This window comes from Peribacillus sp. P4_D6, assembly GCF_056401795.1.
The window spans coordinates 1-2726 of the sequence record NZ_JBFUIQ010000258.1; the positions used below are offsets into that span (position 1 = coordinate 1).

The window sequence follows — 2726 nt, forward strand, 5'->3', positions numbered from 1 at the left end:
TTGCAAAGCCCGGTCACTTTCCCATAGATTTCAGCCATCATCCCGTTTAGGTCGCATTCTTTTGCAATACAGTGGCCATGGCCCCTGTGAGTGCTTGTAATGCTGTCCTTTTCGGATAGGTGGGCACATACACCAACAGCAACCGCTTCTTCCCCTGCATATAAATGGACAAACCCAGGTAAAATCCCTTTTGCAAAAGATTCATGAACTTGGTCTTCGAATTTTCTGATCTCCAGCATTTTCTTGTACATCCAATAAGCCTTGTCCTGTGATAACTTCATTTCATTCGATTGAACCGTTTCCATTTTTCAGCCCCCAATCAGTAATAGCGAGTCAATCTTATATAGTGCAATTGCCGTGCCAAAAAAGGAGGCGGTAAAATTAGGACTTTAACTATTTTCAGCAGAAACAAAACGAGACAAAATGAGATTGGTGTCTCGTTTTGTCTCGTTTTGTTTAAAAAATACGATCCGAATTCACTTATAACTGAAGTTCAAAGATGGTTTGAATGTGGAAAGCARCCTGCTTAAGCTTAAGGAATAAGCTCTTTATACACCTTTTATTTAGGTTTCAGTATTACTAACATGAATTTTGTTAAATAGTTAGAGAGGAAGGACCTAGCTAGTAAACTATCAAGCTTAACGTAAATTTTTTAGTGCACCGCTCCATGCAATTGTTTGATCTAGCATTGCATGGACATTACCGAGGTGTAAATCAGCTGGTTTAAACGTTTTGAAGTTTTCAAAGTCTGTAAATAGCGATAATGTTGGATTTACACGAACGTCAGCAACTAGTAATTCCCCTAATATGCCACGCAAATGTTCGGCTGCACGGGCTCCGCCAGTTGAACCATAGCTTACGATGCCCGCAGCTTTGTTGTTCCATTCATCACGTGCGGAATCAAGTGCGTTTTTTAATGCCCCTGTAATGCTGTGATTATATTCTTGTACGATAAACACAAAACCATCCAAGCTAGAGAGTTTTTCTGACCAAGCTAATAATCCTGGTTCTTTACCAGTGCCTTCTCCAAAAAACGGCAATTTGAAATCTGCGATATCGACGATTTCATAAGTTGCATCTTCTCGTTTATCTGCTATTTCTTTAACCCAATTTCCCACTTGTGGACTTACGCGTCCCATTCGTGTGCTTCCTAAGATAATTCCAATCTTTAATTTTTCCAATGTTTTCTCCTCCTCGTAAAAACTGACTGGCCAATTAATTGTTTAAGAATATGACCTCATAAGTTGATGGATTTACATATTTTCAATCTCTTCCACTAACGTGTAGTACCCACCTTCTGTATCTTCAATGAGATGGTTTATTTTGTTAAGATGTACTCTGAATTCACTTTTTTCTAACCAATTTCTATGAAAATCGATACTCTCAAAGGTCGTTACCATAATTGCCTTATCATTATCTACAGAACGATGTCAACGGCTGCTGATCCAACCGGGAACACCTTGTGATCCCTTCTTGAAATTGAGCAGTTCTTCAGCTTGGATAGCAACCAATTCATCTAGTTTGCCTGTTTTAGCTGTAAATACATTAATCCATACTATTGTTTTACTTGATTTCATATTCATAATCTCCTGTCATTTAATCTATTTTTTTAGTTCATAAAAATTGGCATTTCTTTTACAATCACCATGGTGTGTCAGTACTGACTGTCATTATACTTAGTCAAAAACTAGGGAGTCAAAGCCCTAGTAAATGTTTGCACACTCTCCATGATAAATGCCTCCAGGGACACGGTTGGATAGTTCTCATCGGCATCCAGATTGTTCATAAAGGCACCAAAATTCATCATCATGAACGACAACGCCTGAAGCTCTGGGTCTGTGGGGATAAGCTTTCCTTTTTCATGCATCGTGTTAAAATAGTTTGTCAAAATACCCAGTAACTGTCGGGGATGCTTTTGTGTTTTTTCTCTAAAACCAGGTAAATTGCCTTCCTCCTTGATACTTATCATAATCATTTTCCGGTTACGATTCATGATTTCATGATATGTTCGACTGATCAGTTGTAAATCTGAATGCAAATCCCACACGATTTTCTCTTCATTAAAAAGTTTGGTCATCTCTTCAGCATAATGATATCGGTCAAATGCCGTTTCTAAAAGATTTTGCTTGCTTCCAAACCGACGGAATAGTGTTTTTTCACTAAAACCTGCGGAACCAGCAATTTCCTGAGTAGAAACACCATTGTACCCTTTCTCTGCAATTAGATCGATTGCCGCCAACAGCAGCTTATCATCGGTACTAAGCTTATTACTGCTACTCATRCTCTCACTTCCTCCGAATCGACTGTCAGTACTTACTGACTTTCCATTTTATTCTATTCATCTGTTTTTAAATTGTCAAGAAAATATTTCCAACAGCACATTTTATTTTTAAGATTGAACGGGAAAAGGTGCACTATACGTATGAGAGTCATGGATGGCATATGGCATAACCTTCTAAAATCAAAAACCAGTATCCAGAAATGGAGAAGTTGCTCGTTGGAGAATCATCTCTAAGTTCAATCAAGAGAAATTTAAAAAGACGGAGCTTTTTGCTCCTCCTCAGTTTGTAGACAAAAGGGGTCTATTTAAAAATTAAAACAAAGAAGTTGATTGGGAACGGAAGGTACGAGACTCCTGCGGGAAAAGCGAGTCCAGGGGAGACCCCACAGGCRCAATCGCGCCGAGGAGGCTCCCGGACCGCCCGCGGAAAGCAAGTGCCTTGAGT

Annotated in this window: 4 protein-coding genes; all 4 read right to left on the reverse strand. The window is 39.2% G+C overall.

Annotation, left to right across the window (positions count from 1 at the left end; translation table 11 throughout):
- Positions 1-305 (reverse strand): thiamine pyrophosphate-dependent enzyme (locus AC1DVB_RS26430; RefSeq protein WP_477591759.1); only part of this gene is annotated, 305 nt, incomplete at its 3' end.
- A gap of 333 nt (positions 306-638) precedes the next feature.
- Complete coding sequence (locus AC1DVB_RS26435; protein ID WP_057277658.1) at positions 639-1181, reverse strand: NADPH-dependent FMN reductase; 543 nt, start codon at positions 1179-1181, stop codon at positions 639-641.
- Positions 1182-1430: 249 nt separating this feature from the next.
- Positions 1431-1577, reverse strand: a complete 147-nt coding sequence (locus AC1DVB_RS26440) for a hypothetical protein (RefSeq protein WP_477591761.1) — start codon at positions 1575-1577, stop codon at positions 1431-1433.
- A 110-nt stretch (positions 1578-1687) separates the two neighbouring features.
- A complete protein-coding gene (locus tag AC1DVB_RS26445) occupies positions 1688-2281 on the reverse strand; it encodes a TetR/AcrR family transcriptional regulator (protein WP_427601187.1) in 594 nt (197 codons plus the stop codon).
- Positions 2282-2726 lie beyond the last annotated feature (445 nt).